The sequence below is a fragment of the Peribacillus frigoritolerans genome, assembly GCF_030676415.1.
GTDB lineage: Bacteria > Bacillota > Bacilli > Bacillales > DSM-1321 > Peribacillus > Peribacillus frigoritolerans_A.
Genome location: NZ_JAUUTW010000003.1, coordinates 135,601 through 161,181 on the forward strand (window position 1 = coordinate 135,601; position 25,581 = coordinate 161,181).

Genomic DNA, 25,581 nt, shown 5'->3' on the forward strand with positions numbered 1-25,581 from the left:
CATCACACCAATGGAATATTGAAAGGTAAATAGATTATTTCTCCTAAGTAATTTGTATGATGTTGCCGATTAGTCCTTTTTCCTCCAACATATAACAGATATAAAGTGTAAAATGAAGCTTAACCATCAAAAAGATAGGGAACTGTATCTTTAGGCTTTTTTCTTTTATTTATTTTGTATATAATTATTCATTCAAGTTATAGAAATATGGTAAACTGCTAACAATGAAAGATTATCATACATAGAATTTTCCTTATTTATGATGTTGTTTCCTTAGAAATAGGGAGTTAAATAGAATGCTTATAGTGGAGGAGATAATTTGTTCAAGCAAAAACTGCATTTTTGGACGTTAGAGTTATTACTATTGTCTTTACTTTTTTATGTTGGTACAAAGATTTCTTTTCTTTTTGAACCAATAGTCATTTTTACATCTACATTGTTCTTTCCAATCTTGATTTCAGGTTTTCTCTATTTCCTGTTCAATCCCACTGTTGATTTCCTGGTTAAAAGAAGAGTGCCTAGGGGATTGGCGATATTATTGCTTTATGTATTTTTCCTGGGATTGATTAGTTTGCTGGTCGGTCTGGTTGGACCGTCACTTTCCAAACAGGTTACGGATTTAATCAATAACCTTCCGGATTATTTCAATCAAGTAAGGAAGTTCGTTGAAGATTCAGCTGAGTCAAAATGGTTTTTATGGACGGTGGAACAAGATTATGTACCTCTGCAAGAAGTAGGGGATTCGCTGCAGAAATATTTGACTGATTTACCTAGTAATATTACGAACAGTTTAACTTCCGTTTTCAGCGTAGTGACGAATATTACTTTAGTGGTCGTAACGGTTCCTTTCATTCTGTTTTATATGTTGAAGGATGGGGATAAGCTCCCGGCCGCCATTATGAAATTCGTGCCGGTTCGCTATAGGAAACCAGCTTTAACAGTACTTCAGGAAACTGGCGGGACGCTTACTACATACATACAAGGGCAGATGCTTGTTTGCATGTTTGTCGGGATCGGAACGTTCATCGGGTATTTGATCATCGGTTTGCCTTATGCGTTCTTATTCGCGCTGATTGGTGCTGTAACCAATATCATTCCATATGTAGGTCCGTTTATTGGAGCCGCTCCTGCCGTCATAGTGGCGTTGATTCATTCACCGACAGAGGCATTACTGGTCATTCTGGTTGTAACGGTCATTCAGCAATTGGATGGTAATTTCATTTCACCGTTAGTCATCGGGAAAAAATTGAACACACATCCGCTTACCATCATCATCCTATTGCTCGTCGCCGGAAACATTGCCGGTATCATCGGCATGATTTTGGCCGTTCCGACTTACTCCGTTGTTAAAACGATTGTATTGAATATTGTAAAATTCATCAGGATCCGAAAAGAGGAAAAGCTTGAAGAGGATATATTGGAATGAAAAAACGGGCCCGACTCCATTGAGTCGGGCCCGTTTTCTTAGTGAAGGAGCAAAAGCGCCTAAATAGGTTACAAACTTAAGGAAATATATTTTACTTCCAGGAATTCTTCGATGCCTTGGTGTCCACCTTCACGGCCGAGCCCGCTTTGTTTGAATCCGCCAAATGGAGCTTGCGGAACGGAAGGAAGCCCATCGTTTAAGCCTACGATACCGAACTCAAGTGCCTCGGTGAATTTGATGCCCTTATTGATATTTTCAGTGAAGACGTAAGCTGCCAAACCGAAGATGGAGTCATTTGCCCTTTTGATTGCCTCTTCATCAGTCTTAAAGGAGGCAATAGGAGCTAGAGGACCAAATGTTTCTTCCTTCATGCAGAGCATGCTGTCGTCAATGTTGGACAGTACGGTCGGTTCAAGAAAAAGGCCGCTTATTGATTTGCCTCCAGCTTCGAGCTTAGCACCGCTGCCGATTGCTTCATCTATTTGTTTTTGAACCTTATCCACTGCATTTTGATCGATGAGCGGACCGATATCGACGCCATCTTCCAGTCCATTTCCTACCTTTAGTTCTTTGACCTTGGCAACGAGCTTTTCGATGAAGGCTTCTTGAATGGCTTCGTGGACATAAATGCGATTTGAACAGACGCATGTTTGTCCTGCGTTACGGAATTTTGAACTGATGATGCCATCAACCGCTTTATTAAGGTCGGCATCCTCAAGAACGATTGCGGGTGCGTGACCTCCGAGTTCAAGCGAGATTTTCTTTACCGTGTCAGCTGAGCCCCTCATAAGGGTTTTACCGACTTCTGTAGAACCGGTAAACGTCAATTTACGAACCCTCGTATCTTGAAGCCAAGTTTCGCCAATTTCTGATGATTTTCCTGTCACGACATTGATGACTCCTTTTGGAATGCCAGCTTCTTCAGCTAATTCAGCCATTTTTAAAGCTGTTATGGGAGTCAGGTTTGCCGGTTTAATGACGACTGTGCAGCCGACGGCAAGCGCTGGTGCAACTTTTCTTGTAATCATGGCTGCAGGAAAGTTCCATGGCGTAATGACAGCTACAACTCCGACAGGCTGTTTAGTCACGAAAAGCCGCTTATTGGACACGGAAGCAGGAATCGTTTCGCCGTACACTCGTTTTCCTTCTTCGGCAAACCAAGATAAAAAGCCATTTGCATATGTCATTTCACCAAGAGCCTCTTTAAGGGGCTTGCCTTGCTCTTCAGTCATGATTTTGGCTAGTTCTTCTTTATTATCATCAATCAATCGATGCCATTTCCAAATTAGTTCAGCACGTTCGTAGACTGAGAGTGCAGCCCAGCCCGTAAAGGCTTCATATGCAGCATCTGCAGCCTTCGCTGCTTCAGTTGCACCGCCTTTAGGAACGGTGGCAACTACTTCATCCGTTGCCGGGTTTCTCACTTCAATTTTATCCAATCCAAAATCCGACCACTCACCGTTAATAAATAATCCGTAATCCTTCATGATAAAACCTCCTAATTTGGTTAAATCCATCAAACTACCAAAACTTTTAACTTTATACTTTTACCTGTTACATAAAAGTATAAACACTTTTCAGTGATTCTGAAATTTATTTGATTGGCTATTTTTTGAAACTCGTATATTCATTGATAGAAGGGGGGAATGCATAAAAAAGAGGTGTAAGTTGCACACCTCTTCATTCAAAATTTGTTTATTTTTCCGATGAGACGGCCACTTCACTCATATCACTTGAGATGGCTTGGTTTGGATTGAATTCACCTTCTGATTTAGAAATGACCACTGTAGCAACACTGTTACCGATTAGATTAGTGATGGCACGTGCTTCAGACATGAAGCGGTCGACTCCCAGCAGTAATGCCATTCCTTCAACTGGAATCATTGGGAAGGCGGCTAATGTGGCAGCAAGTGTAATGAAACCGGATCCCGTTACACCGGCAGCTCCTTTGGATGTTAACATCAAGATTCCCAGAAGGGTCAATTCCTGCCAGATGCTTAAATCGATACCATAGGCTTGGGCGATGAAAATCGCTGCCATGGATAAGTAGATGGATGTGCCATCAAGGTTGAAAGAATAACCAGTTGGGACAACTAAACCGACTACCGATTTTGAGCAACCGTACTTTTCAAGTTTTTTCATCACGCTTGGCAGGGCGGATTCCGACGAAGATGTTCCTAAAACTAAGAGGATCTCTTCTTTTATATAGGCAATGAACTTGAAAATATTAAAGCCGTATATTTTTGCGATCGAACCAAGGACTAGAATAATGAATAGTGCCATTGTGATATATACGCTACCCATTAATTGTCCTAACGAGGTTAAAGAACCAAGGCCAAACTTACCGATTGTATAAGCCATTGCTCCAAATGCGGCCAATGGAGAAACTTTCATGATCATACCGACGATGCCGAAGAAAATATCGGCAATATGCTGAAAGAAAGAAACGACTGGCTGCACTCTCGGTCCCATTGCCGCCATTGATAATCCGAATAATACGGCAAAGAATAGAATAGGGAGTAAATCTCCGCCAGCCAGTGCGGCAACAGCATTATCGGGAATGATATTAGAAATGAAAGAAACGGCGCCATGTTCCGTTTCGGAAGCGGCTGTTGTATATTGTGATACATCTCCGCCCTCGACTGAATCGATGTTAAAGCCTTTACCAGGTCCCAGCAGATTGACCACGATGATTCCGATGGCAAGTGCGAAAGTGGTAACGATTTCAAAATAGAGAAGGGCCTTTCCGCCGATGCGGCCAACTTTTTTCATATCACCCATACCGCCAATTCCGATTACGACGGTTAAGAAGATGATTGGTGCAATGACCATTTTAATCATTTTAATAAATAAATCTGCCAATATCTTCAGCTGTTCACCGAAAGCAGGGAAGAAGAAACCGACTGTTATACCCAGAATGATACCGATGATGACCTGAACTGTTAGATTTTTTAATATTTTCAAGGTGCATTCTCCTTTGCTATATGATAGCGCTTTCTTAACTTGATAATAGTGTATCAGAAAAAAGAATCAGAATATTCTTTTGGTGATATTGTTTTCTTTTTGGTCTTTTTGGTCTTGGGGATTTCTAATAACTGAAGGGTGGAAGAGAAATTAAAAGTTACTATTAGGATATAGATAGACTGCTAAACTGCAATAAAAAAATACCGGCGGAGCGCCGGTATTGGGGAAAATTAATTTTCAAATGGTTTTATGAGTGCGTATAGGGTTCCCATCACAGGGAGTTTCAAACCAACCTTGTCGGCAAGGCGCAGTGCACCGCCCTGTAAATGCTCCACTTCGAGGGTTAGTCCCTTCCGGCGGTCCTGGTGCATGGAAGAGGTGGATTCATCAGGTAAACCTGCCATGTTTTCCAACGCCTGAGCAATATTCTCCACAGAAATTCCGACGTCATAAGCATTTGCAAGCTCCTTCATTTCTACAAGGACCTTTTCTAGCAATCCATTGGTTTCCGGGAATTTCCGTATCGTGCCGATAGGAAGGTTGGAGGCTGTTGTCACACCGGAAAAAGCGGTGATGAACATATATTTGATCCACATCCTGATCAATATGTTTTCCGTTCTGCTTACCTTCATGATAGCTGATCCGGCCGCTTGTTCGATTTCATCACAAATCTTTTTTTGTGACGGATGAAGCGGGCCGTAGATTAAATCATGATTATCATTGGAGTGAATGACATGACCTTTTTCATCAAGGGTGGCGATTATGAACGCGCTTCCTCCCAATACGGCTTCATCGCCCAGTTCGTCCTGTAAAATGGATATATGTTCCAATCCATTCAAAAGCGGGAGGACCTTTGCGCCCTTTTCAACAAGGATCTTTAAATCTGAAAGGGTGCCTTGCAGATGCTGGCCTTTTACGGCGAGAATCACGAGGTCGACCTTTTCTATATCACTTACATTCTCTGTGATATGGAGGTCGTTAAATTGGTAGTTTCCATGTGGGCTGGTTATGCTGATGCCGTTTTCTTTCAATTGTTTGGCGCGGTTTTTTCGGACAAGGTATTGAACATCCTGCCCGGCCTGCTGCAACCTGCCTCCAAAGTAGGAGCCGAGTGCCCCGGCCCCTATAATGACAATATTCAAAGTGCACACCTCTCTTTTGATTAAGATGTACTAATCATAACATTGACTGAAATTTCAGTAAATATTTCCATTTGAAGGTAAACTGGTTGTTTAGATGTTTGGAAGAATGGGAAAAACAAAAGACCAGCCTGAAAGGTTTCAGGCTGGTGCTTATCATTATTTATAGATTTTTACTTTAACGGTCTTTCTGCCCCAATTGATAGCTTTTGAGTGAGAAGAGTAGAAGACGTCAATTTTATTTCCTTTGATTGCGCCGCCTTTATCTGCCGCAATGGCATCCCCGTATCCTTCTACATGAACTTTTGTTCCTAGTGGAATGACCTTAGGGTCGACTGAGATTGCTTTTACGTTAGGGTTTTTCTTTAAGTTAAGACCCGATGCTGTAATACCGCTGCAACCTTTACAGTTCGCTGTGTAAGCTGTTGCCTTCACCGTGATCGTTTTATATTTTTTTGATGATGTCGTTTTAGCTTTAGCTTTAGGCTTAGCTGAGGTCGATGTTTTCTTGACCTTTAAAACCTGTTTTGGATGGATGTTATCTTTTTTCAGGTTGTTCCAACTTTTGAGTTGATTGACTGTTATATTATGTTTATTGGCGATACCCCATAGTGTGTCGCCGCTTTTAACTTTGTATGTAGTAGTAGCAGCCGATGAAACTCCGGAAAAACTAAATACCAGGAAGAAAGCAGTGAATAGTGGAAGTAGTATTTTTTTCAAAATGAATAGTCTCCTTTGTTTTAAATCGTAGACTTAGAATAACAGGTCTTTATGACAATGATGTTTCGGTGGAATAGTAATTGTGTTACAAAATCGTTTCCCTTGATAAATAAATGTAATATAAAGTAGGGCAAAAGTACTTATCTGTTAAATGTAAATATATTATTTATTATGTCAGTATAAGCGTATTTTTGCTAAATAGTGTTGGTATAATGGCGTATCCTGTTTAATTAGGTAAAATATGGATGTCCAATCCCTGGTTTAAAAGTCCTGTATATTTTGTAAAAAAACAGCACAATAATAGACGATTGAATGCCGTTTATTTTAGTAGAAGAGGATATTCGGAACATGAAAAAACCGACATCTATGTGATGCCGGCTTTTTTCATGATTTGGATTAATTTAAAATGAATTCAGAAGCAAAATCGACTAGCATTTTTTGATAGACTGCTACCGATTCAAGGTTGACGCATTCCCTATCTCCATGCCAGTTCTCACCTTTTGGTCCGAATTCAATGGCTGGGATATCATATGCCGCAAAAAAGACGGTATCTGCGGAGCCGTGTTGTCCAAAAATGACAGCGTCTTGCTTGGTGTTTCTTTTGATAATCGGACGAAGCAGAGTGATGAATGGGTCTGACTCTTCGGTTTTTACAGGTTTACTGTACATATTAAGGTGAACACTATTTCCTGTCACACTTTCGATCTGAGCAAGGATATCTTCCATTGTTTGCGTAGGTAGATAGCGAATATCAAGACTTAGCAAACAGGCATCCGGTACCTTATTATAGACATCCCCGCCTTTTATTTTTGCTAGGTTAAGTGAAGGGGAAGAGTAAAGGGGAGTATGATCCCGGGTGAAAGGAAGTTCCTTTATTTTTTGATAGAGATCATAGGCCTTTTCAATTGCATTCACGCCTTCCCATGGACGGCTTCCGTGTGCAGATTTGCCGGATACTTCAATATCGAGACGAAGGGCACCCTTTGCTTGGAGTCCGATTCCCAATTGCGTCGGTTCAGCACAGATTACAAAGTCCCCTCTGTAACCATGTTTCGCTAAATATCCTGAACAGTTCAACCCACCAATCTCTTCATCCGATACGATCTGTAGCTGGATTTTTAAACCTAAGTCCTTATCTTTCAGTTCGGTAAATGCACACATCATCCCTGCAACTCCAGCTTTCATATCTGCTGTCCCGCGTCCATATAAGTTTCCTTCATGAACCTCAGGGAAAAATTGATCCGGCGTTCCGCTGACAACATCGACATGGCCATTCCAAATTAGGGTTTTATCTCCGCTGCCAATCTCGCTAACAAGCATTTTATAACCGTTATTTACAATCACATTCACGGTAAGTCCTTGTTTTTTAAGCCAGTCCGCACAGTAATCAACTGCTTGGTTAGCTCCTTCTTTCGATGAACTGTCAATGGATACTAAATCTTTAAGTAACTCGATGAGCAAAAAGAAAACCTCCTAAAAATATGCCTACTATTATTATATATACCCTTTCTAAGTAAGGGTTAACGCAAAAATATTTTCCTGCTAAATAACGTTTAGCCTTTTCATCCCCTGGGGTATGTAAAGGGGGAGCGACAATTTACATTCTTTAAGGAGGATGATAGATATGGATAAACGTATAATTGGTGTATATGAATCTGGAGAAGAAGCTATAAAGGCTGTTGAGTCATTACAGGCCCAAGGGTATAACCGTGAAGATATTTCAGTGGTAGCTAAAGATAAAGAAGAATTAAATACAGTGAATGAAGAAACGGGTTCAAAAGTTGAAGAGGGGCTCGCAGCTGGTGCGGCGACCGGAGGTATTTTGGGCGGTGCTGCCGGATTATTAGCAGGTGTGGGTGCGTTGGCGATTCCGGGAATCGGACCAGTACTGGCTGCTGGACCGCTTGCTGCAACATTAGCCGGAGCCGCTGTAGGTGCTGGTACAGGAGGATTGGCCGGTACATTAATCGGAATGGGCATACCAGAAGACGAGGCGAATCGTTATGAAGCGGATGTAAAGAATGGCAAGCTGCTTGTGTTAGTCGATTCGGATGCGAGAAAATCCAGTTCTTCTTACTCAGGAATAACTGAAACCGATGAAACGCTAACGAACAGTAGAAGAACTCTATAAGTCGTAAGTAAAAAAGGACGGATCCCTTAGGACCCGTCCTTTCAGACAGTAGACAAACTCGATGAAAATCGAGTTTGTCTATTTTTATGGCTTGTACAATTTGGACGTTGATTTCCACTCCAGGCTCCACGTTTTGTTTGAATGAATTCTTCATTCACGTCGTAACGCCAATACTTTTGCAACAAGATCGGTTCAATGAAGATGGACCAGATTGCATGGAAAAAAGATAATACGATAAGTCCGTTTAAAATCCATCCAATCCATTCTTTCCAAGTGAAATAATCATCAACAAATAATAGGATGCCAAGGACGGCGAGGATAATGAGATTGGTAATGGCTTCAGTCATCCGCCAAACCTTCACTGATTCTTTGGAAATTTTCTTCGTTGGTGGCTGTATCTTGGAATACATATATTCACTCCTTACTATGTCTTTATACTTATACGGATTATCTTACAAAAAAGTTCCCTATTATAAGTACTGGTAAGCAAATAATGAAGACGGGACCACTGATGGATTCCATGAAATGGAGGCCGAATAATCCTGAAGATTCTTGAGTATGTATAAATAAGGGACTTTTTCTATTGGATCTTTTCTTTTTATATGACCGTAAAATGGACAAGATAGAAGAGGTGAGTTTTTAGAGTGGGAGTGATAGGTTTGACATATAAAAGGAAGTTGAGTTTTATATTCTTCCTGTTTTTGATTTGTTTTTTTGATGGAGAATCGATGCAGGCTGCAAATGATGATGGAAACCTAGGGCAGGAAATTCAACGAATATTGGATGATTCGCCGGGATTGGCTGGGGCATTGACGGGAATTTCCATCCGTTCAGCTGAAACGGGGGAAATGATTTATGAACGGGGGGCGCAAACGAGATTGCGGCCTGCTTCGAACCTTAAGCTATTGACTGCAGCAGCTGCGCTGGAAACTTTAGGGGAAGATCATGCTTTTCAAACAGAACTATACATAAAAGGAGTGCAAGTTGGCCATGTTCTGCAGGGCGATGTATACCTGAAGGGAAAAGGAGATCCCACATTATTGGAAAAGGATTTTGATGAGCTGGCAGCTTCACTGAAAGACAGGCAAGTTAAGCTGGTTCACGGGGATCTTATAGGCGATGATACTTGGTATGATGATGTTCGCTATTCCCAAGACTTAGTTTGGAGCGATGAACAGGAATATTACGGAGCTGCCGTTTCAGCTTTAACCTCTTCCCCGAATGAAGACTACGATACCGGTACCATCATCGTGGAGATAACCCCTGCTGAAAAGGCTGGTAAAAGGGCAACGGTGAAGCTGAAGCCGGAAACGGATTACGTGAAGGTCATCAACAAAACGAAAACTGAATCGGAAGACGGCAATAAGAAAATTGAAGTCGAACGGTCTCATGGTGCACAAGTCATTACGGTGACCGGGACCATTCCGGAGCATGCCGGGGTGACCAAAGAGTGGATCTCTGTGAATGATCCCACAGAATATGCCCTGAGCCTATTTGAAAACTCAATGAATAAACATGGAATTAAAGTGTTGGGAAAAAGGAAAAAAGGGAAAACGCCAGTAGGGGCGGACATGATTGCCACTCATCAGTCCATGCCGCTTTCACAATTGCTTATTCCTTTCATGAAATTGAGCAATAACAGCCATGCCGAGGTTTTGGTGAAAGAAATGGGCAAAGAGGCAGAAGGGGAGGGAAGCTGGAAGGATGGTTTGAAGGTTGCTCGAAATCAACTGAAGAGTATGGGGATCGATATGCAAACGATCATGATGCGTGATGGATCTGGCATTTCCCAAGTCAATATGATTCCAGCGAATGAAATAACGAAGCTGCTGTATGCCGTACAGGAAAAAACGTGGTTTCCTGCTTACTTGAATGCTTTGCCGATTGCAGGCAACGAAAATCGGATAGTGGGCGGTACGCTAAGAAAGAGGATGAAAGGGACATATGCAGCTGGGAATGTTCACGCTAAAACAGGGACGATTTCAGGAACGAGCTCTTTATCAGGTTATGTGACGACCAAAAGAGGGGAAAAAGTCATATTTTCGATCATCTTGAATAATTTTGTAGAAGAAAAAGGCATCACGGCAATCCAGGATAGGATAGCCGTGATGCTAGCAGAACAGGAAAACCGATTGGGGAGTGGCCTTTAGTATCCACGGAAAACTAAGTTCGAAGTTCAGAAAAATCTGCGAAAAACAAATCGGCATCTGCCCATTCATTTTTTATTCGGCAAATCTGAATGGGCAGCATACAGCCGATAAGCCATTTTTATTTGCTGACTCGATGTCGGGTTTTCAATCGCACATCCAAATGGCGTATTCAAATCGATGGTCATTCAGTAACATTGCATCAAGTCGGTCTTCGAACCTTCGAAGACCTTTCCCCGATATATATGTCTATAATAAGAATAGATTTCTTCCACTTTTCAAGACCGTTGCTAGCAATCAAAATGGAAAGGCCAAGCTGTTTTATCGTTGACATGGTCTCCATGACGTGAGGGAAAAGCGACCCTTTTCCTTCTCTGTTTCTTGAATCAAACTTGATGCTTGTAATATAGTCTCCCAAACGACTTTAAGTGGGACGCCCGTAATCCAAGAGCGGTATCCCCTGTCCAGCTTACTTTTAAACGTTTTCTCAAGTGAAGGACCTAATCTATTGTTTGTTTGAAACAAATTGCCGTCCAGATCGAAAATGGGAGCAAATTGGATTTTATTCAATACCAGCACCTTCTTCTTAGTTTTTTTCATTTTATCCCCTCAAGGAAGGAATTTAAGGGAGGAAGAATAGAAATAAGGAGTAAGGGGGAATGCTTATGAACTTTCCAACACTTAATGGACAGTATACGATTAGCAGTCTTATAGCTGAAATTCAGGAAATTTCAAAAAAACGCTCTCTTTATATATTGGCCATAGATGGCCGGGGCGGGTCTGGAAAAAGTACACTTGCTTCCAGTATCCAAGCAGAATTTCCAGGTAGCGCGGTCGTTCATATGGATGATTTTTATTTGCCATCTTCGGATAGAGTTCAACTGCCTCCATCCCAAAAGCGGATTGGTGCGGATTATGATTGGGAACGGGTTTATAACCAAATACTGAAACCGCTTACATCAGGTGAGAAGGAAGCAAGGTATCAAAGGTATGATTGGGAAACGGACACTATGGCCGAATGGCATGAGGTTCCTGCTGGGGGCCTTGTCATTATAGAAGGAACGTATTCTATCCGTGAAGAATGGGCAGGGTACCATGATTTCACGATTTGGGTGGAATGTCCCCGTGATCAGCGTTTGAAACGTGGCCTTGAGCGGGATGGTGAAGATGCGCGTCAAATGTGGGAGGATAATTGGATGGTTCAAGAAGATCTCTATGTGGGCGTGCAAATGCCTCAAGAAAGAGCGAATCTTATTGTGGACGGAACGAGCTGAATCCGGGGATATTTGGACCTCGCTTTTAATTGTAAGGGTTTACCTATAAACTATATGGTATGTTTAGATAAATTTCTGGGGAACCGGAAACATGGGGGGAAACTATGTTTACTAATGAAGAACAAGCTGCCGTATATAAAGCCATTTATAACCGAAGGGATATCAGGAGTTTTTTGCCTAAGCCCATTTCAAAGGATATACTCCGCAGAATTCTGGATGCTGCACATCATGCGCCGTCTGTAGGATTCATGCAACCTTGGAGTTTCATCGTGATTTCATCTCAGGAAACCAAGAAAAGTTTGGCGTGGGCAGCGGATAAAGAAAGAAGGGCACTCGCTATTCATTATGAAGGAGGTAAAGAAAATAAGTTTCTTAGTTTGAAAGTGGAAGGGTTAAAAGAAGCACCATACACCATTTGTGTTACATGCGACCCGACACGGGGCGGCTCCCATGTTTTAGGGAGGAACTCCATTCCGGAAACCGATATCCTATCCACAGCCTGCGCGATTCAAAATATGTGGCTGGCTGCCTGTGCGGAGGGATTGGCAATGGGATGGGTTAGCTTTTATAAGAAAAATGATATTCGTGATATTTTGGAGATTCCGCCGCATATAGAACCCGTCGCACTCCTGTCAATTGGCTATACGGATCAATATCCGGATAAACCCATTCTTGAACTTGCTAATTGGGAAAAAAGAAGGCCGATGGATGAACTTATTTTCGAGGATAAATGGGGAAATAAATAAAACTATATATCGTTTATTAAGCCCCTGGTTCAGGGGTTTTTGGTTGTGAGGAATGATTTTTTTTAAAAAAAATCAAATGAAGCAGTGAAAATATAGAAGACTCTTACGATAGATACATCCTTTGTAAGAGTCTTTTAAAATACGTTATTCCGTAATGTGGACACAAAAAAACAAAGTTTGGTTTGATTTTAAAATCTGCGCCGTTTTGAAGATCCCGGTATACCGAGATCTTCACGGTACTTTGCAATAGTACGGCGGGAGATCTTCGTCCCTTCATTTTCGAATATTTGACAAAGTTTCTGATCTGAAAAAGGCTTTATTTTATCTTCATCGGCAATCAAGACCTTTATTTTTTCTTTTATGGTGGTCGTTGATTCGGTTGCTTGGCTGTTCACGCGGTTTAACCCTCTAGTAAAGAAGTTCCTTAGTTTAAAAAGGCCATGCGGCGTCTGGATATATTTATTGCTCGTCGCCCTGCTGATTGTTGATTCATGAAGCTGAAGTTTTTCCGAAATGTCCTTCAGTGTCATAGGTTTTAATCCCGTAATTCCCTTCATGAAAAACTCTTGCTGCTCGTCCACGATTGACGCTGTCACTTTGTAAAGTGTCATTTGCCTTTGTTCGAGCCCTTTTAAAAGTAATTGGGCATCATTTATGTGCCCTTTTATATAATCTTTAGCTGGATTAACAGGATTCATAGCGATTTGGTTCTTGTAGTAAGGATTGATGGAAAGTTTAGGTGTGCAGCTATCATTGACCGTTATCAGAAAACCTTCTTTTTCTTTTTCCACGTAAACGTCCGGAACGATGTAATGAGTCATATCATTGGAAAAGTGACTGACGGGACGCGGGTTTAACGTACGGATGAAATCCGAGGCCTCTTGTACTTCCTGAATGGTCACTTGGTAAAGGGCGGCAATTTTCCTGTAGCGTTTTTCTGCTAGATCCGTTAAGTGCTTTTTAACGACCTTATACGCGAATTCATTGCGATCCTCATGCTCACGCAGCTGAATGAGTAAACAATCGGTCAAGTCTTTAGCCCCGACTCCAATGGGGTCAAGGGATTGCAATACTTGAATCAAATTTTCGATTTCTTCAACGGATACGGAAAAATGCGAGGCAGCCCAATTGGCATCCAATTCAAGAAATCCATAATCATTTAAGTTCCCAATTAAAAATTGGAGAATCTTCTTTTCAAGTGCTTTCAACGAACTTAGTAAACTCAACTGTTCCATTAAATGGCTTTCCAGTGTTTCTGTGTTGATTGAATAATTGTTGATTGGGTTGTAATCATTGTCTCCGTTGAAACTTTTACTTTTAGAGGAGGATCCACGTATCTGAGAATTTATTTTATGTGTACGAATGCTAGGTTCAGTAAGTGATGCGAGGGGTTCTTTAAAGCTAATTTCGAGAACGGGATTTTCGTATGCCTGTCGGTTTAGGAAATCTATTAGTTCATGGGTGGAATATTGAAGGATATTGATCGATTGCTGTAATTCAGGGGTTAATGACAATTTCAAGGTTTGTTTTTGGTACAGTTCAAATCCTACCTGCATATATATCAACTTCTTTCGTTTAGATTAACATAGCGGCTCAAAAGGAATGGAAAAATATTAACATGATAATAATACAAATCTTCCGAAAATTCAACATTCTATGTCAGGTTTTATAACATGATTTAGAAAATAAAGAGGGGGATTCGAAAAATTGCTTGTAAATTAGTATTTAATCTAATGAATGGGATTGAGTGATTCGAATGTGAATCGAATGATTCGTATATGAATCAACACACGCTCCTATTGATTTATATATGAATCATTTTAACTTGAATACCTTTAATATAAGGCTCATATAATTTGGCATGCATCTTGCTATATCTATAAATATAAAAATAAACTAGCTTGAAAAAAATCCATTACATGAGAAGGGTGTTTTTTACATGATTAAAGAGAAAACGGGTATTCAGGAATTAATCGATTTGGATAAAAAGCATTTTATCCATCCGACTACGTCAATCGAACAACAGCAGGCAGATGGTCCAAGTTTCATCTTTAAGGAAGGGAAGGGAATATACCTTACGGATGTCACGGGCAGGACTGTCATTGATGGCATGGCTTCACTTTGGAATGTGAATATTGGACATGGACAAGAAGAGATGGCTGATGTCGCGAAGGAACAAATGGCGAAGTTAGCTTTCACCTCAAGTTTCGCCACTTTCAGCAATGAACCGGCAATCCGTTTAGCGGCCAAAATCGCTTCCATCGCACCTGGGGATTTGAATGCAGTTTTCTTCACTTCAGGTGGATCGGAGTCGAATGATACGGCTATCAAACTTGCTCGTCATTACTGGCTTTTGAAAGGGCAGCCAAATCGTCAAAAAATCATTTCCCGCTCGAAATCCTATCATGGAGTGGCAATGGGAGCTACAAGTGCGACTGGCCTGAAGCCGTTCCGAGACTTCACGAATTCAATAGCACCGGATTTTTACCATGTGGACGGTTCCTCCATTGAGGAGTTGCGTAAGGTCATAGAACAGGAAGGACCGGAAACGATTGCGGCATTTATCGCTGAACCGATTCAAGGGGCCGGTGGCGTAAACCTTCCTCCTGAAGGCTATTTTAAGGAAGTGAGGGAGATTTGTAATGAATACGGCATTTTAATGGTGACGGATGAAGTCATTACAGGTTTCGGAAGAACAGGGACTTATTTTGGGATTGAACACTTTGGTGTTGTACCTGATATGATGTGCTTTGCAAAAGGTGTGACGAGCGGATATGCACAGTTAGGCGGGGTCGTCCTGAATGATAAAATGCATCAGGATTTCATTGCCCTTTCAAAAGGCACGCTTTTACACGGCTACACATACAGTGGCCATCCTATGGCATGTGCGGTTGCTTTGAAAAATATTGAAATAATTGAACGTGAAAACCTGATAGAAAACTCGAAACAGCGTGGCGAAGAGTTGCTTGCCGGCTTTAAGAAGCTTCAAAGCAAACACCCGATTGTTGGTGATGTCAGGGCACTTGGGTTAATTGGAGGCATCTCCATCGTAAAGGATAAACAAACAGGCGAAGGCTTTGAGACGCAGCTTGCTCCAAGACTGGTTGCGGAAGCGGCGAAGAATGGTTTGATTTGCCGGTCTGTTACGTTTGATCAAGATACACTCGTATTCGCACCGCCTTTAATCATTACTAAATCGGAAGTCGAAAGAATAATTGAAATCCTTGATGTGACATTTACTGCTGTCGAAAAAGAAATTTTATAAGAGGTGAAAGTGATGGTCATGACGGAAACGCTGAAAAAGAAATTATTCATTAATGGTAAATGGAAAGAAGCTGAAAAGTTCACGACACTTAAGTCTCCCTATAGCGGGGAAGTTCTAGCGGAAATTCCTTCAGCAAGCCTTGAAGATGTAGATTTGGCAATAGAATCAGCCTATCAAGCTAGAAAAACAATGGCAGCTTTACCTAGTCATAAACGCGCTGCAATACTTGAAAAGCTTGCGAGCCTTTTGGAAAGCCGCAAAGATGAGGCAGCTGAAATTATTGCTAAAGAAGCAGCGAAACCGATTAAAACGGCAATGGTTGAAGTATCCCGGACGATTGCCACATATAAATTTGCAGCAGAGGAAGCAAAAAGGATTCATGGAGAAACATTGACTATGGATGCTACAGCTGACGGAGAAGGAAGGATAGGATACACAGTCCGTGAGCCTCTAGGTGTTGTGGGTGCGATTACGCCTTTTAATTTTCCGATGAACCTGGTTGCCCATAAAGTAGGCCCGGCCATTGCTGCCGGAAATACACTTGTCCTGAAACCTGCGAGCCAAACACCGCTATCTTCGCTATTTCTAGCTGAACTATTAGCCGAAACGGATTTGCCGGCAGGTGCGTTTAATTTAGTTACCGGAAGCGGTTCGGTAATTGGTGATAAATTAGTCACCGATTCACGGGTGAAGAGCATTTCATTTACTGGAAGTCCGGCTGTCGGAATCGGGATCCGTAATAAGGCTGGGTTAAAGAAAGTGAGTCTTGAACTAGGTTCGAATGCGGCTGTCATCGTTGATAAAGGGATCAATATCAATAAAATCATCCAACGCTGTGTATCGGCAGCATTCGCTTTTCAAGGGCAGGTCTGTATTTCCTTACAGCGCGCATATGTTCATGAAGAGGTATATGATGAGTTCGTCAAAAAATTCACAGAAGCAACGAATGGATTGAAACTAGGAGATTCTTTGGACCCGTCTGTGGATATTTCGGCAATGATCAGCGCTGGTGATGTACAGCGAAGCTTGGATTGGATCGGTGAAGCTAAACAACATGGTGCAATTGTTGCAGCAGGAGGTAAATCTGAAGGGAATATCCTGCATCCCACTGTGTTGCTGGAAGTGGATGCAATGCTTAAGGTATCTTGTCAGGAAGTCTTCGCTCCCATTGTTTTGATCAATAAGGTTTCGTCTGTTGAGGAAGCGATTGATTTGGTCAATGATTCCGAATTTGGATTGCAGGCCGGGATTTACACAGAAAATATCAATCTGGCTCTTTCTGCCGCAGAAAAATTGGAAGTCGGCGGTGTTATCATTAATGATATCCCAACTTACCGTGTCGACAACATGCCATATGGCGGAGTCAAAAAAAGCGGAACGGGCCGCGAAGGGCTAAAATATGCCATTGAAGAAATGACGGAAATGAAACTGGTCATTATTAACCGAAATTAATCAAAAAAGAGATGAGCAGCTGCTCATCTCTTTTTTTGAGCTGCGGGTTTATTTTCTATGAATCTTGAAAAAGATTGAGATGAAGGATTGGCCATATGCTATGCAAAAATGAATAGGTAATTCACGGTTGAATTTAAATGAGACAGGAAAGGGCAAAAAAAACGAGAGTTACCTAATATTTCAAACTGGCATGAATCTTGCTCATATCTTATATATAGGTAGATAAATTAAAATCGAGGAGGAATTTACATGCAGGAAACCTTGCAAAATAATACGAAAAAAGAAGGAACCGGAGCACTGGACTTAAGGATGTTCATCAATGGGGAATGGGTGAATTCGACTTCAGGTGAGAAGCGGGATGTATTGAATCCGGCCACAGGGGAGGTTATTGCCAAAGCTGCGGAAGGAACACAGGAAGATGTGGATGCAGCAGTCGAGGCAGCAAAATATGCTTTCTATGAAGGTGGTTGGTGGGGAACTCCTGCCGTCGAAAGAGCTCGCATTTTATTCAAAATAGCCGACAAAATAGAAGAAAAAGCTGAAGAACTAGCTGCGTTGGAAACATTGGATAATGGGAAACCATTGCGTGAGGCTCGTTTTGATATAGCTGATTCGGCAGCCTGTTTTAGATATTATGCAGGATTGGCCACAAAACCGACAGGTCAGACTTTTGAAGTTCCTGACGGTCAGCAGGCGATGGTCGTAAGGGAACCGATCGGTGTATGCGGGCAGATCGTTCCTTGGAATTTCCCACTTATGATGTCAGCCTGGAAACTCGCTCCGGCGCTTGCCGCAGGAAATTCCGTTGTGTTCAAACCATCTGAGATCACTCCGGTGACGGCGGTCAAACTATTTGAAATCATGGATGAGGTAGGATTGCCAAAAGGTGTCGCAAACCTTGTATTAGGAGCTGGGCCAGTTGTCGGACAAGCCATTGCTGAACATGAGGAAATCGATAAAGTAGCCTTTACAGGTGGTACGGCAACAGGACGTAAGATCATGGAGGCTTCACTGGGTAACCTAAAGAAAGTGACATTGGAGCTCGGCGGGAAATCGCCTAATATCGTATTTGCGGACTCTGACTTTGAGACTGCGGTTGATTATGCTCTTTACGGGATTTTCTGTAATCAAGGACAAGTGTGTTCAGCAGGTTCCCGTTTACTGTTGGAAGAGTCCATTTACGATCAGTTCATTGCAAGTCTTACTGCGAAGGCGAAAAAGATCAAAGTAGGTTCAGGTTCTGATGAAAACAGCCAGATGGGACCTATCGTTTCAGAAGCCCATATGAACAAAATATTATCGTATATCCAAATCGGAAAAGAAGAAGGTGCCAAATTAATCGTCGGTGGAAATCGAATTAAAGAAGAAGGCATGGATAAAGGTTACTTTGTCGAACCTACTATTTTTGTTGATACGACACCGGACATGCGGATTGTGCAGGAAGAAATTTTTGGGCCGGTACTTGTTGTTCAAAAGTTCAAGGATGAAGCGGAAGCTCTTCGACTTGCCAATGATACGAAATATGGTTTAGCGGGAGCTGTGTTCACGAATGATGTCGCAAAAGCGTACCGTGTCATTAAAAAAGTGCGTGCCGGCATCACGTGGATAAACTCATATCATCCGACTTATAACGAAGCTCCTTGGGGAGGGTTCAAGCAAAGTGGAAATGGACGCGAACTGGGAACATTCGGTTACGAAGCTTACACCGAATTGAAACAAATCAATAACAACTTGGATATCCAGCCAACAGGTTGGTTTGATGAAGAGTAAATAGCTTGACGAAAAGGCTGTCCCTTGGGGAACAGCCTTTTTTTGTGGAATCGAAGATATATTCCGAAAATCATAGATGTAACTCCAGAAACGCAGATATAACTCCGAAAACGAAGATATAATTCCAGAATCATAGATATATACCGAAAAACGGAGATATAATCAAAGATTGCTAAACATTCTTTTACTTTTGTTGGACTTTTTCAAGATCAACCCGTCCTGAAAAGAAAACGGCGCCATTACCCATATCTGCGAGGCGATCTGGGGTAAGGGAATTGATGTGTTGCTTTGTTTCGGGCGTATTCTGCCACAAGCCTTGGCTGACAAGAACGCCTGGTAACACATTTTCACCGGGAGCAGCGGTAAGCAAACATTCACCGCGACCGTTCCAGATTTTAACCATATCTCCGGGGGCTATCCCCATTGTTTTGGCATCAGCGGCATTCATGTGCAGTTTCGGTTCCTTTTCCATGGAGATATGTTTGGCATTATTTGAAAAGGTTGAATTCAAGAAATTGTGATTAGGTGCCGGAATGAATAAAAATGGCAGGTCGCTGTCTTTTATGATGGGCGTATATGTTGGCAAAGGCTCGTATCCATCCCGCTTCATTCGTTCGGAATAAAGTTCAATTTTACCGCTTGGTGTCGGGAGTTTGCCGGGGAACATCGGCCGCATTTTGGCTTTGACAAATTGATTCCTTGAAAGGGAGTCATAGGTGATGCCTTCCAAATGCGGGTTGTCGGGAAAATCCAGAGCCTGCCGTATCATATCTTCCTCTGAATCTCTAAATGCTTGTTCCCCAAATCCCATCCCAACAGCTAACAGTTTGAACAATTCAACATTCGATTTCGATTCGCCATATTTTTCGACTACAGGTTTTTGTATTTGGACGTAATTATGCCAGTATGAATTATAAAAATCCTCCGTTTCATAAGATGACGTGGCAGGAAGGACGAGGTCGGCAAACATGGCCGTTTCGGTTAAGAACAGATCATGGACCACTGTAAATAGATCTTCCCGCATTAGACCTTCCTGTACCTTATTTGCATTTGGAGCGACAAGTGCTGGGTTGGAGCCGTATACAAACATGGAGCGAACCGGGTTTTCTTTTTCCAGAAGAGCTTGACCGATTTGGTTCATATTAATGGTCCGGGTAGCTTTATTTTGCAATAAATCAGGACGTCTTAAGGCATTTGTATTAAAAGCCAGATATCCTGAATTACCTTTGATGGCTCCGCCGCCTTCCGCCATCCATTGGCCGGTAAGTGCAGGCAGGCAGGCAATGGTACGTACCGCCATGCCTCCATTGTCATGGTGCTGCAGGCCATTGCCTATCCGCACGAATGATGGACTTGTGGTGCCGTACATCCTGGCTAATTCATATAAGTCATCAATTGGAACGCCAGTGATCGCGGAGACGGTCGCAGGGTCATATTGGCGGACGTGTTCGCGCAATTCAGCAGCACCCACTGTGTATTCATCGAGAAAGGGCTGGTCGACTAGTTTCTCGGCATATAGAATATGCATTAATCCGAGGGCAAGCGCACTATCGGTGCCAGGCAGAATCGGAATGAACCAATCTGCCCACTTGCCGGTTTGGTTTTTATGTACGTCAATGACAACTACTTTGGCCCCGTTTTTTCGGGCTTGCTGGGCAAGCGTAATTTGGTGCATATTTGTGCTCACAGCGTTAATGCCCCACATGATGAAAAGCTTTGTATGAATCGTTTCTTCTGGGTCGGTGCCGAATGAACCACCCATTGTATAGCTGTATCCGACTGAGCCGGCCGCGTTACAAATGGAACGCTCGAGCATGCTTGCACCGAGCTTGTGGAAAAAACGGCGATCCATCCCCTCGGCGCTGAGATTGCCCATGTTTCCATAAAAGCTGTAGGGAAGTATGCTTTCCGGACCGTGCATTTCGATCAGGCCTTTCCATTTGGAAGTGATTGTGTCAATGGCCTCTTCCCAGCTGATTGGAGCGAAATACCCTTCTCCTTTAGGACCGACGCGCTTTAATGGCTGCTTTAAGCGATTGGGGTCATATAGGCGGGCAGTCATGTTTCGGACTTTGTTGCAAATATTCCCTTTGGTGACTGGATGATCAGGGTCTCCTTGAACTTTAATGATCTGCCCGTCTTTTTTATGCAGCAGTAAACCGCATTGATCAGGACAGTCAAGAGAGCAAACAGAGGGAAAGACTCCATCTGGCTGATTGATATAGGATTGCATGGCGTATTCCTCCTAATAATCTAATCTAATAAATTGAATAATCTTAATTATATTGAAAGTGAAATCGTTGAAAGGTGCAAGAACTTCTTAACATATGTTTTTTTTTCTGATAAGCTTACAAGATGAAAAATTAACCTATAAATAGGAGGATTCATTTTTGGAATATGGAATTATAATATCAATAGGAATATACATGGCAGGCATGCTGTTAATTGGTTATTTTGCCTATCGGAAAACGGCCAACTTAACCGATTACATGCTTGGCGGCCGAAACTTGGGCCCGGCTGTAACTGCATTGAGTGCAGGTGCTTCCGATATGAGCGGCTGGCTGTTGATGGGTCTCCCCGGTGCTATGTACATAAGCGGGTTAAGTGCTGGCTGGATTGTCATTGGCCTGTGTGCAGGGTCTTATTTAAACTGGTTATTCGTGGCGCCGCGACTTCGGACATATACGGAAGTGGCCGGCAATTCGATTACGATTCCCGACTTTTTGGGAAATCGGTTTAAAGATGGCTCCAGGGTCTTAAAAGTGGTATCAGCATCGGTCATTTTAATTTTCTTCACCTTTTACACGTCTTCAGGCATGGTAGCAGGCGGTGAGCTTTTCCGCTCCGCTTTCAATTTGGATTATCGGTGGGGCATCTGGCTGACGGCGAGCGTTGTTATTCTTTATACATTATTTGGCGGATTCCTGGCTGTTAGCTGGACGGACTTCGTACAAGGTACAATTATGTTCATTGCCTTAATTCTAGTACCAGTTGTCACGATTGTAAATATTGGGGGCTGGGATCCTGCCTTCAATGAAATAAAATCGATTAACCCGAATTTATTGCATGTTTTTGAAGGAACATCAACCATTGGCATCATATCTCTTTTGGCATGGGGGCTTGGTTATTTCGGGCAGCCTCATATAATCGTTCGATTCATGGCGGTTTCATCTGTTAAAGAATTGAAAAGTGCACGGCGAATCGGTATGGGCTGGATGATTTTTGCTATCGTCGGAGCGATGTTCACCGGATTGGTGGGAATAGCTTATTTTAACCTGACAAACAGTCCATTAGGGGAAAAGAATGCTGAGTCCGTCTTCATCATTTTAGCTAAAGAACTGTTTCCTTCTTTAATTACAGGCTTCTTGTTGGCTGCGATTTTAGCAGCGGTCATGAGTACGATTGCATCACAGCTGTTAGTATCGGCAAGTGCTCTGACCGATGACTTCTATAAGCAGTTCATTCGGCCGAATGCATCTGATAAGGAATTAGTGCTGGTAGGTCGGTTTGGTGTATTGGCGATATCTGCCATAGCTCTATTATTGGCTTTTAATCCAAGCGGTACGATCCTTAAACTGGTGGGGTATGCATGGGCTGGTTTTGGAGCGGCATTCGGTCCTGTCGTTCTGTTAAGCCTGTACTGGAAACGGATGACGAAATGGGGAGCCCTGGCGGGGATGATTGCCGGTACGGCAACCGTGATCGTCTGGGATATGATCGATAAGTTCGCTGAAGTATACGAAATCATTCCTGGTTTCATCGCTGGTTCAATAGCGGTGGTCGTTTTCAGTTTATTATCGGCCAAGCCTACAAAAGATATAGAAGAAGAATTCAATCAAGCCATTAAAAACCTCTCTTGATCATGGAAGTTCCAGTTAAACTGCTGCTGGATTTTTTAGCGATATAAATCAATGAATGCAATATATATGGTACAATATCCATAGAGTCCTTATGTTGAAAACATGAGGGCTTTTTTTGAGTGATTTGGGAATAATAAACCAAAAAACAATACAAAGGAAAAAATATGAACCAATCTCATAAAATTGCATGTAAAGTGGCTTTTATATATATAATCATTGGAGTCTTATGGATTATCATTACGGATTACATCTCTATGACACAGGCAAGGGCAGATGTTCGGATATATGCAATGTTTCAACATTCCAAAGGGTGGATGTTCATTTTCATAACCGGGCTTTTCCTATACTTCATAATCAGGTATTGGACCGGGAAAATGTTGAGGTCCCAACAGGAATTCATTCTGAAGGATGAACAGTATCGGTCGCTGTTCAAGCATAACCCGGATTGTGTCCTTGAGCTGAATCTCGAAGGAAATGTTGTTTCGATAAACCCGGAAGCTGAAAAACTTTTAGGTCATCACAGTGACAATTTGAAAGGCAAGAATGCGAATCATCTCATCAACTGGAATGAAAGTGATAAAGTATCTGAATTCTTTATACAGTCCCTTCAAGGGGAGGCTGTAAAATTCGAAACGACGATTCAGAATAGTAGTGATGAAAAACGGATAATCCGTGTAACCTTTCTACCGATCATCGTTCACGCTGAAATGCTAGGAGTATATGCAATCGTTAGGGATATTACTGAATTGCGGCGCGAAGAGGAATTGATGATCATGTCTGAAAAGCTATCTGTTATCGGACATCTGGCTGCGGCCGTCGCACATGAGATAAGGAACCCGCTGACATCGTTAAAAGGATTTGTACAGTTAATGGATATGACCCAGGAAGTAAACCCGCTGCATTCTGATATCATGCTGAAGGAAATTGACCGAATTAATATTATCTCAAGCGAACTTTTGGTTCTCGGGAAGAAACAGGATGTCGCATTCCTCAGGATCGATCTTGCCGACAGTTTACAACAGGTATTCACGTTGATGAAAGCAGAAACCAATTTGAATAATATCGAAATGGGATTCAGGGTAAAAACCGCCGAACCGATTTATATTATGGCTGATTCAATTGAAATAAAACAGTTGATAATCAATATCGTCAAAAATAGCATTGAAGCGATTGAGGATAATGGCAAAATTGAAATTTCGCTGCAAATCATCGATGGACAAGCTGTAGTCAGCGTGAGTGATAATGGCATGGGAATGGTGCCCGAGCGGCTTGAACGGATTGGTGAGCCTTTTTATTCGACGAAGGAAAAGGGCACAGGGATCGGGCTTGCAATTTGCCGGAAGATCGTTCATCGCCTTCAGGGGGAAATGCATTTTGAAAGTGAGATAAACAAAGGGACGACGGTTACAATTCGTATTCCGTTGGCTACTGGACAAGAATAAATGGTACTATGAAAGATAGGAAAAGTTTTATATTAAAGGAGAACGATATGAGCGAATTACCTGCATTAGTGAACGATAGAAAACCATATATACAAGAGGTATGGAAAAAGTCCGGTTTCGGACAACTTACCCCGATTCAAACGAAGGCGATTCCCGTGATTGTCGAGGGAAAAGATATCATGGCCGAATCACCGACTGGTACAGGAAAAACATTAGCATATTTATTGCCATTGCTAGAAAAGATAGATCCTGAAAAAAAATCACCCCAAGCTTTGATTTTGGCATCATCACGAGAACTGGTCATGCAAATCAATGAAGAAATTCGCATTTGGTCAGAGGGAAGCGGCATTTCGGGTGCAGCATTCATCGGCGGTGCTAATGTGAAAAGGCAGTTGGACAAACTGAAGAAGCGTCCACAGGTGATTGCTGGAACACCGGGGCGGATTTACGAATTGATTGCCCAAAAGAAATTGAAGATGCACGAAGTTAAGACGATAGTACTTGATGAAGGTGACCAATTGATCATTCCAGAGCATATGGGAACGATCAATAATATTATCAAAACAACGCTAAAGGACCGGCAAATCATGGTATTCTCAGCGACCCTGCCAGAGGAAACGGAAAAAGCGGCCCGGGGATTCATGAATGAACCCGAAATGATCAAGGTCGATAAGCATGAAAAAATGGAATCAAAGGTGGAACATCTATACTTTGTTGTTGAGAGACGGGAAAAGTCCAAGATTCTCGAGAAAATCACAAGACTTAAAGATGTGAAGGCTCTTGCTTTCCTGAATGATATAGCAGAGCTGAGCGTCTTACATGAAAAGCTGAGTTATAAAGGTGTTGAAATGGGCGTGCTTCACGGTGAATCCAATAAAGTCGACAGGGAGAAAGCGCTGCGCAAGCTTCGTTCAGGAAAATCCCCAATGCTGATAGCAACGGATGTAGCGGCAAGGGGGCTTGATATTAAGGGTCTTACTGCGGTCGTTCATATTGATATGGCTGACAACATCGAACAATATATCCATAGATCTGGGAGAACTGGGCGAGCAGGTGCAGATGGCACTGTTATTTCAATCGTAACGGAAAGAGAAGAGCGAGAGTTGAAAAAAATGGCTCGTGAACTGGAGATTCCATTAACGAGAGTAACCTTCTATGGTGGAAACATCGTAGTCGATGAATGATTCGGAAAAAGGGACGGCCATGGCGGCTGTCTCTTTTTTTTACAAAGGCCCGTTAAGATTT

At 42.3% G+C, this 25,581-nt stretch carries 20 protein-coding genes; 11 read left to right on the plus strand and 9 right to left on the minus strand.

Annotated elements, in window-relative coordinates:
• The first annotated feature begins 319 nt into the window (after positions 1-319).
• Positions 320-1,426, plus strand: a complete 1,107-nt coding sequence (locus Q8G36_RS04390) for an AI-2E family transporter (RefSeq protein ID WP_305159148.1) — start codon at positions 320-322, stop codon at positions 1,424-1,426.
• A 68-nt stretch (positions 1,427-1,494) separates the two neighbouring features.
• Here the strand turns inward: Q8G36_RS04390 and Q8G36_RS04395 are convergent, their stop codons facing one another.
• The 5 genes from Q8G36_RS04395 to Q8G36_RS04415 all read right to left on the minus strand — a co-directional run bounded on the left by Q8G36_RS04395 (position 1,495) and on the right by Q8G36_RS04415 (position 7,710).
• The gene (locus Q8G36_RS04395; RefSeq protein ID WP_305159149.1) at positions 1,495-2,913 is read right to left on the minus strand and encodes an NAD-dependent succinate-semialdehyde dehydrogenase; all 1,419 of its coding nucleotides are present in this window, start codon (positions 2,911-2,913) and stop codon (positions 1,495-1,497) included.
• A 208-nt stretch (positions 2,914-3,121) separates the two neighbouring features.
• Positions 3,122-4,390 carry a dicarboxylate/amino acid:cation symporter gene (locus Q8G36_RS04400; RefSeq protein WP_305159150.1) on the minus strand — a complete coding sequence of 423 codons (1,269 nt, stop codon included), beginning with the start codon at positions 4,388-4,390 and terminating at the stop codon, positions 3,122-3,124.
• A gap of 230 nt (positions 4,391-4,620) precedes the next feature.
• Positions 4,621-5,541 carry a ketopantoate reductase family protein gene (locus tag Q8G36_RS04405; RefSeq protein ID WP_336622948.1) on the minus strand — a complete coding sequence of 307 codons (921 nt, stop codon included), beginning with the start codon at positions 5,539-5,541 and terminating at the stop codon, positions 4,621-4,623.
• Between the two features lie 147 nt (positions 5,542-5,688).
• Complete coding sequence (locus Q8G36_RS04410) at positions 5,689-6,249, minus strand: 3D domain-containing protein (protein ID WP_214745767.1); 561 nt, start codon at positions 6,247-6,249, stop codon at positions 5,689-5,691.
• A gap of 396 nt (positions 6,250-6,645) precedes the next feature.
• Positions 6,646-7,710: a M20 family metallopeptidase gene (locus tag Q8G36_RS04415; protein ID WP_305159152.1), complete on the minus strand. Its 1,065-nt coding sequence runs from the start codon at positions 7,708-7,710 to the stop codon at positions 6,646-6,648.
• Between the two features lie 163 nt (positions 7,711-7,873).
• Here Q8G36_RS04415 and Q8G36_RS04420 point away from each other — a divergent pair, with 163 nt between their 5' ends.
• On the plus strand, positions 7,874-8,380 hold the full coding sequence (locus tag Q8G36_RS04420; protein WP_305159153.1) for a general stress protein: 507 nt from the start codon (positions 7,874-7,876) through the stop codon (positions 8,378-8,380).
• Between the two features lie 41 nt (positions 8,381-8,421).
• Here Q8G36_RS04420 and Q8G36_RS04425 read toward each other — a convergent pair whose 3' ends face one another.
• A complete protein-coding gene (locus tag Q8G36_RS04425; protein WP_305159154.1) occupies positions 8,422-8,790 on the minus strand; it encodes a PH domain-containing protein in 369 nt (122 codons plus the stop codon).
• A 249-nt stretch (positions 8,791-9,039) separates the two neighbouring features.
• On the opposite strand from Q8G36_RS04425, the gene dacB reads away from it, so the two are divergent.
• Complete coding sequence (gene dacB, locus Q8G36_RS04430; RefSeq protein WP_305159155.1) at positions 9,040-10,530, plus strand: D-alanyl-D-alanine carboxypeptidase/D-alanyl-D-alanine endopeptidase; 1,491 nt, start codon at positions 9,040-9,042, stop codon at positions 10,528-10,530.
• A 318-nt stretch (positions 10,531-10,848) separates the two neighbouring features.
• On the opposite strand, the gene Q8G36_RS04435 is transcribed toward dacB, so the two are convergent.
• A complete protein-coding gene (locus Q8G36_RS04435) occupies positions 10,849-11,127 on the minus strand; it encodes a hypothetical protein (RefSeq protein ID WP_305159156.1) in 279 nt (92 codons plus the stop codon).
• A 65-nt stretch (positions 11,128-11,192) separates the two neighbouring features.
• Here Q8G36_RS04435 and Q8G36_RS04440 point away from each other — a divergent pair, with 65 nt between their 5' ends.
• A complete protein-coding gene (locus tag Q8G36_RS04440; RefSeq protein WP_305159157.1) occupies positions 11,193-11,801 on the plus strand; it encodes a uridine kinase family protein in 609 nt (202 codons plus the stop codon).
• Positions 11,802-11,905: 104 nt separating this feature from the next.
• Entirely contained in the window at positions 11,906-12,547 is a 642-nt protein-coding gene (gene bluB / locus Q8G36_RS04445) for a 5,6-dimethylbenzimidazole synthase (RefSeq protein ID WP_305159158.1), read from the plus strand.
• A gap of 188 nt (positions 12,548-12,735) precedes the next feature.
• Here bluB and rpoN read toward each other — a convergent pair whose 3' ends face one another.
• Positions 12,736-14,103: an RNA polymerase factor sigma-54 gene (gene rpoN / locus Q8G36_RS04450; protein ID WP_305159159.1), complete on the minus strand. Its 1,368-nt coding sequence runs from the start codon at positions 14,101-14,103 to the stop codon at positions 12,736-12,738.
• 383 nt (positions 14,104-14,486) lie between these two features.
• On the opposite strand from rpoN, the gene Q8G36_RS04455 reads away from it, so the two are divergent.
• From Q8G36_RS04455 to Q8G36_RS04465, 3 genes are all read left to right on the plus strand, one after another.
• On the plus strand, positions 14,487-15,812 hold the full coding sequence (locus Q8G36_RS04455; RefSeq protein WP_305159160.1) for an aspartate aminotransferase family protein: 1,326 nt from the start codon (positions 14,487-14,489) through the stop codon (positions 15,810-15,812).
• A gap of 18 nt (positions 15,813-15,830) precedes the next feature.
• Positions 15,831-17,264 carry an aldehyde dehydrogenase family protein gene (locus Q8G36_RS04460; RefSeq protein ID WP_370694016.1) on the plus strand — a complete coding sequence of 478 codons (1,434 nt, stop codon included), beginning with the start codon at positions 15,831-15,833 and terminating at the stop codon, positions 17,262-17,264.
• 249 nt (positions 17,265-17,513) lie between these two features.
• Positions 17,514-19,034 (plus strand): aldehyde dehydrogenase family protein, encoded by a 1,521-nt coding sequence (locus Q8G36_RS04465; RefSeq protein ID WP_305159162.1) that lies wholly within the window; start codon positions 17,514-17,516, stop codon positions 19,032-19,034.
• Positions 19,035-19,218: 184 nt separating this feature from the next.
• Here the strand turns inward: Q8G36_RS04465 and Q8G36_RS04470 are convergent, their stop codons facing one another.
• The gene (locus Q8G36_RS04470) at positions 19,219-21,267 is read right to left on the minus strand and encodes a molybdopterin oxidoreductase family protein (RefSeq protein WP_305159163.1); all 2,049 of its coding nucleotides are present in this window, start codon (positions 21,265-21,267) and stop codon (positions 19,219-19,221) included.
• A gap of 157 nt (positions 21,268-21,424) precedes the next feature.
• Here Q8G36_RS04470 and putP point away from each other — a divergent pair, with 157 nt between their 5' ends.
• From putP to Q8G36_RS04485, 3 genes are all read left to right on the plus strand, one after another.
• On the plus strand, positions 21,425-22,894 hold the full coding sequence (putP, locus tag Q8G36_RS04475; protein WP_305159164.1) for a sodium/proline symporter PutP: 1,470 nt from the start codon (positions 21,425-21,427) through the stop codon (positions 22,892-22,894).
• 164 nt (positions 22,895-23,058) lie between these two features.
• A complete protein-coding gene (locus tag Q8G36_RS04480; protein ID WP_305159165.1) occupies positions 23,059-24,336 on the plus strand; it encodes an ATP-binding protein in 1,278 nt (425 codons plus the stop codon).
• Positions 24,337-24,383: 47 nt separating this feature from the next.
• On the plus strand, positions 24,384-25,520 hold the full coding sequence (locus tag Q8G36_RS04485) for a DEAD/DEAH box helicase (protein WP_305159166.1): 1,137 nt from the start codon (positions 24,384-24,386) through the stop codon (positions 25,518-25,520).
• The last annotated feature ends 61 nt before the right edge of the window (positions 25,521-25,581 follow it).

What these genes read in the sequence shown, in the direction of transcription:
- bluB (WP_305159158.1), top strand. Translation starts at nt 11,906, where the DNA reads ATGTTTACTAATGAAGAACAAGCTGCCGTATATAAAGCCATTTATAAC.
- Q8G36_RS04480 (WP_305159165.1), top strand. Translation starts at nt 23,059, where the DNA reads ATGAACCAATCTCATAAAATTGCATGTAAAGTGGCTTTTATATATATA.
- Q8G36_RS04420 (WP_305159153.1), top strand. Translation starts at nt 7,874, where the DNA reads ATGGATAAACGTATAATTGGTGTATATGAATCTGGAGAAGAAGCTATA.
- rpoN (WP_305159159.1), bottom strand. Translation starts at nt 14,103, where the DNA reads ATGCAGGTAGGATTTGAACTGTACCAAAAACAAACCTTGAAATTGTCA.
- Q8G36_RS04460 (WP_370694016.1), top strand. Translation starts at nt 15,831, where the DNA reads ATGACGGAAACGCTGAAAAAGAAATTATTCATTAATGGTAAATGGAAA.
- Q8G36_RS04465 (WP_305159162.1), top strand. Translation starts at nt 17,514, where the DNA reads ATGCAGGAAACCTTGCAAAATAATACGAAAAAAGAAGGAACCGGAGCA.
- Q8G36_RS04395 (WP_305159149.1), bottom strand. Translation starts at nt 2,913, where the DNA reads ATGAAGGATTACGGATTATTTATTAACGGTGAGTGGTCGGATTTTGGA.
- Q8G36_RS04455 (WP_305159160.1), top strand. Translation starts at nt 14,487, where the DNA reads ATGATTAAAGAGAAAACGGGTATTCAGGAATTAATCGATTTGGATAAA.
- Q8G36_RS04440 (WP_305159157.1), top strand. Translation starts at nt 11,193, where the DNA reads ATGAACTTTCCAACACTTAATGGACAGTATACGATTAGCAGTCTTATA.
- Q8G36_RS04485 (WP_305159166.1), top strand. Translation starts at nt 24,384, where the DNA reads ATGAGCGAATTACCTGCATTAGTGAACGATAGAAAACCATATATACAA.
- Q8G36_RS04435 (WP_305159156.1), bottom strand. Translation starts at nt 11,127, where the DNA reads ATGAAAAAAACTAAGAAGAAGGTGCTGGTATTGAATAAAATCCAATTT.
- Q8G36_RS04470 (WP_305159163.1), bottom strand. Translation starts at nt 21,267, where the DNA reads ATGCAATCCTATATCAATCAGCCAGATGGAGTCTTTCCCTCTGTTTGC.
- Q8G36_RS04425 (WP_305159154.1), bottom strand. Translation starts at nt 8,790, where the DNA reads ATGTATTCCAAGATACAGCCACCAACGAAGAAAATTTCCAAAGAATCA.